Origin of the sequence: Streptomyces boluensis (genome assembly GCF_009908195.1) — a bacterium.
GTDB lineage: Bacteria > Actinomycetota > Actinomycetes > Streptomycetales > Streptomycetaceae > Streptomyces > Streptomyces boluensis.
The window spans coordinates 1-4,199 of the sequence record NZ_JAAAHS010000527.1; the positions used below are offsets into that span (position 1 = coordinate 1).

Consider the following 4,199-nt stretch of genomic DNA (forward strand, 5'->3'; position numbering starts at 1 on the left):
CAGCGGGCGCAGGGGCAGAGTCCAGCACCGCCAGCCGACCCCGCAAGTCAGTTGCCCCTCGCCGCGCATCCCGCACCGTAAGCGGCAAAGGCTCCCACCCCGCAAGGCGTCCCAGGCCCACCACCGGGGGGTACACGGGGGAGATGGCCATGATGTCCGCCGGGGTGCCGACGAGCGGGGCCGTGCCTGCGGTGGGCAGGAGGATGACCTGGTCCGCGTACTGGACGACCCGTTCCAGGCGGTGTTCGGCAAGGAGGACCGTGGTGCCCAGGTCGTGGACCAGGCGTTGGAGGACGGCCAGGACCTCCTCCGCCGCCGCCGGGTCGAGCGCCGAGGTCGGCTCGTCGAGGACCAGGACCTCCGGGTGCGGGGTGAGGACCGAGCCGATGGCGACGCGCTGCTGCTGGCCGCCGGAGAGGGTGGTGATGGGGCGGTCGCGCAGGTCGGCGAGGCCAAGTAGGTCGAGGGTCTCCTCGACGCGGCGGCGCATCACGTCCGGGGCGAGGCCCAACGACTCCATGCCGTACGCGAGTTCGTCCTCGACGGTGTCCGTGACGAAGTGCGACAGCGGGTCCTGGCCCACCGTGCCCACCACGTCGGCGAGTTCACGCGGCTTGTGCGTACGGGTGTCCCGGCCCGCGACCGTGACGCGGCCGCGCAGGGTGCCGCCGGTGAAGTGCGGGACCAGGCCGCTGACCGTGCCGAGCAGAGTCGACTTGCCGACCCCGGACGGCCCGGCCAGGAGCACCAACTCGCCCTCGGGCACGGTCAGGTCGACGCCCGCGATCGTGGGCGCGGCCGAGTCGTCGTAGCGGACCGAGACGTCCTCGAACCGGATCACGGGGCAACCTTTCGAGGAGCGGCGGCGGACGCCGGGGGAGCGGGCGCCACGAACGCCGGGAGCAGCCCGAGCAGCACACAGGCCGCGGGCCACAGCGGCAGCGTCGGCGCGACGAGCGGGACCACACCCGGCTGGAGCGCCGCCGGGTCGGACGAGGCGAAGAAGATCATCAGCGCGGCCACGGCGACCCCGGAGGCGGACACAAGCCAGGCGCGTACGCCCCACACGTCGGGCCGGTAGCGGCTGCGGACGCTGCGCCGGCCGCCGAGCTTGAGCCCGCCGAGCGCGGCGGCAAGACCGAGCAGCAGCACCGGAAGCCCGAACTTGGCGCCCTCGGCGGCGAGCAGTCCGTACGTGCCCGCGCAGACGCCGAGCAGTCCGCCGAGTGTGAGCACCGAGGTGGCCCGCCGCACGGTGGGCGGCACGTCGGCGGTGCGGCCGTACCCGCGCGCGTCCATCGCCGCCGCGAGCGCCACGGAACGTTCCAACGCGCCCTCCAGGACCGGCAGTCCGACCTGGAGCAGTCCGCGCAGTCCGCGGTCGGGGCGGCCGCGCAGGCGCCGGGCGGCCCGCAGCCGGCGCAGGTCGGCGATCAGCTGGGGCGCGAACGTCATGGCCACGACGACCGCGACGCCCGCCTCGTACAGGGCGCCCGGCAGCGACTTGAGCAGACGTGCCGGGCTGGCCAGGGCGTTCGCGGCGCCCACACAGATCAGCAGCGTCGCCAGCTTCAGGCCGTCGTACAGGGCGAACACGAGGGTCTCGGCGGTGACCCGGCCGCCGATCCGGACGCCCTCGGCCCACTCGGGCAGGTCGAGTTCGGGCAGCGTGAACAGGGTGTGCGAGCCGGGGATCGGCGAGCCGAGGAATACCGCGAAGACCAGCCGCACACCGAGCACGAACAGGCCGAGCCGTACGAACGCGCCGTAACTGCGCGCCCAGGGCGCCTCACCGCGGCGGGCCGCGACCACGTACCCGGCGACGCCGATGAGCAGCCCGAGCAGCAGCGGGTTGGTGGTGCGGGACGCGGCCGTGCCGAGGCCGAGTGCCCACAGCCACCAGGCCCCGGGGTGCAGGGCGTTGCTGCGGTTCGCTTCGGGCGCGAGCAGGCCGCGCCGTACGGCGGTCGTCTCCGTCCGCATGGGTTTCCCGGCCTCAGCCGCGGCGCCGGCGGGCCTGCCACACGGCGGCGCCCCCCAGCACGAACACCGCGGCGACCCCCGCGATCAGACCCACGGAAGGCCCGCCGCCACTGTCCTTCGCGGCCGGGGCGGCGTCCCGCTCGCCGTCGCCCGTACCGTCCGCGGCGACCTGCTCGCCGCAGCCCGTCTCCGGGTACCCGGCGATGGCGCAGAGCAGCGCGTCACTCCCGTACCGCAAGGGCTTGGCGACGGCGGCGAGCGCCTCCGCGGAGGTCCCGTCGGCGGGAATCCGCGCACAGGCGGTACGCGGCTTCGGCGGAGCCTCGCCCTTCGGGGCGTCCTTCGCGGTACCGAAGTCGAGGACGAGCGCGACCCGCTTGCTGCCGTCCTTCGCCGCGGTGTCACCGCAGATCTCCCCGAACCGGGCCTCGCCACGCGGCCTCGCGGCGTCCTTCGAGTCCTCACTCACGGCGAACCGGAACCCCTCGACGTCCCCGTCGGCAGGCTTCGCGGTGGACGCGCCCTGCGAGGCGTACGCCCAGGCACCGCCCTTCTGGTACCAGAACGACCAGTAGCGGTAGCCGGTGGCTTGGGCGGGCGTCGCCGCTGTGAAGAGGGCGATGAGCAGGAAAATCAAGCCCGTCCGGCGTTTGAGGACGAGCCCGGAGGGCGATCGACGGTACCCACGCCGACGGCGCGAAGAACGACTCACAGCTGGTTCTTCTTGTTACGGCCACTCAACAGGAACCCGAACCCGATGCTCGCGACGAAGAACACGCCGACGATCAGCCAGGGACTCATCCCCGAGCCATCCTCGTCCTTCTTCTCCTCGGCCGCGTCCGAGTCCGCTTGCGGCGCGGGCCCGGTCGCGTTGAGGCCCCGTACGAGATCGGTCCCGCCGAACTCCTTCGGATCGACCCCGGTCGCGTGCGCGGCGAAGATCAACTGGGCATACGCGGCGGGCCCGTTGTCCTTGGCCCACTTCGCGGAGTCCTTCTGCAGCCAGCCCACCGACTTCTTCGCCTGGTCGCCGAGACCGGCCGCGGCCAGGGCGACGGCCGCGTCCGCCGTGTTGCCGTAGTCCGGCTGCTCCTCGGCGCCCGGCATCGCGGAGGTGAGGTGGCCGCTGTCGGCGGTCGCGTCGGCGAGGTACGCCGCGCCGTTCTTCGCCGCCTGCTGTACGTCGTCGGCCGTGGCGCACTTCGCGGGGGCGCCGGACTTCTCGGCGGGCGCGACGACCAGGCCCTTGCCGAGGGAGCCGAGGACTCCGGCGGCGGTCGCGTCGGCGTTGGCGGCGAGCTTCCCGGTCTTCATGTCCGCGAGGCCGAACGCCCCGTCCTCGCCCTTGCCGCAGGGCAGCGCCAGCTTCGGCAGTGCGTCGTAGGCGGACTTGCCCTTCTGCGACTTGACCTCGCCGGGCTTCTCACCGGCGGCGGCGAGGGCGCCGACGACGATGCCGGTGGAGTTGGCGTCGCTGGGCAGGCCCGGGTTGTAGCCCCAGCCGCCGTCCTGGTTCTGCACGGACTTGAGCCAGTCGACGGCCTTCTTCACCGTGGCGCCCTGACCGCCGAGCGCGCTGAGCGCCTGGACGGCGGCGGCCGTGGAGTTGGAGTCGACGGGGGTCTTCGCGTCGCACGCCTCGCTCGGGTCGGCGCGGAACGCCGCGAAGCCGCCGCTGTCGCACTGCTGCCCGGTCAGCCAGTCGACGGCCTTGCGCGCGGGCTTCACCCCGACCGTGTCCTGCGCGAGCAGCGCGTACGACTGCCGGAAGACGCCGTCGAACTTGGGGTCCTTCGCGCCGTACAGGCCCGAGGGCTTCGCGGGCGCGCTGGGCGACGGCGAGTCGGCGGCGTCGGCGGCGTGGGCGGCGGGTACGGCGGCCGTGAGGAGCACTGCGGTGGCAGCGGCGGCGGCCGCGCTGCGGCGAACGTTCATGATCGGGGCGGGTGCCTCTCCTGCGGGGAGCAGGGGCACGGACCCACGCGGGGACCGGCTCCGGCTCCGTATACCTCGACGGATGCGCTTGGGACGTCGCCTGGCTCGGCGACTGGAGCGCACGCCTGCGCGGGGCATTCCGGCTCGCCGACGCGAGGTCGGCTCACGGCTGCGGGTCAGCGCCGGGCTTCCACCGGCTTCCCCCCGTACGGGCGTGGATGGGACCAGCCCACTGTACCGGTCGGTCGGCGACGGCCCCCGGGCCAGCCGCCCCCCAGAGG

At 73.9% G+C, this 4,199-nt stretch carries 4 protein-coding genes and 1 riboswitch; all 4 genes read right to left on the minus strand.

The window, feature by feature from the left end:
- On the minus strand, window positions 1–841 hold an 841-nt coding region (locus GUY60_RS35175), incomplete at its 3' end, for an ABC transporter ATP-binding protein (RefSeq protein WP_161705401.1).
- Complete coding sequence (locus tag GUY60_RS35180; RefSeq protein ID WP_161705403.1) at window positions 838–1,983, minus strand: energy-coupling factor transporter transmembrane component T; 1,146 nt, start codon at window positions 1,981–1,983, stop codon at window positions 838–840. The genes GUY60_RS35175 and GUY60_RS35180, both read right to left, overlap by 4 nt.
- A gap of 13 nt (window positions 1,984–1,996) precedes the next feature.
- Window positions 1,997–2,620 (minus strand): SCO2322 family protein, encoded by a 624-nt coding sequence (locus tag GUY60_RS35185; RefSeq protein ID WP_161705405.1) that lies wholly within the window; start codon window positions 2,618–2,620, stop codon window positions 1,997–1,999.
- Window positions 2,621–2,691: 71 nt separating this feature from the next.
- Window positions 2,692–3,918, minus strand: a complete 1,227-nt coding sequence (locus GUY60_RS35190) for an SCO2321 family membrane protein (protein ID WP_161705407.1) — start codon at window positions 3,916–3,918, stop codon at window positions 2,692–2,694.
- Between the two features lie 132 nt (window positions 3,919–4,050).
- Window positions 4,051–4,122: riboswitch (cobalamin riboswitch) on the minus strand.
- Between the last annotated feature and the right edge of the window lie 77 nt (window positions 4,123–4,199).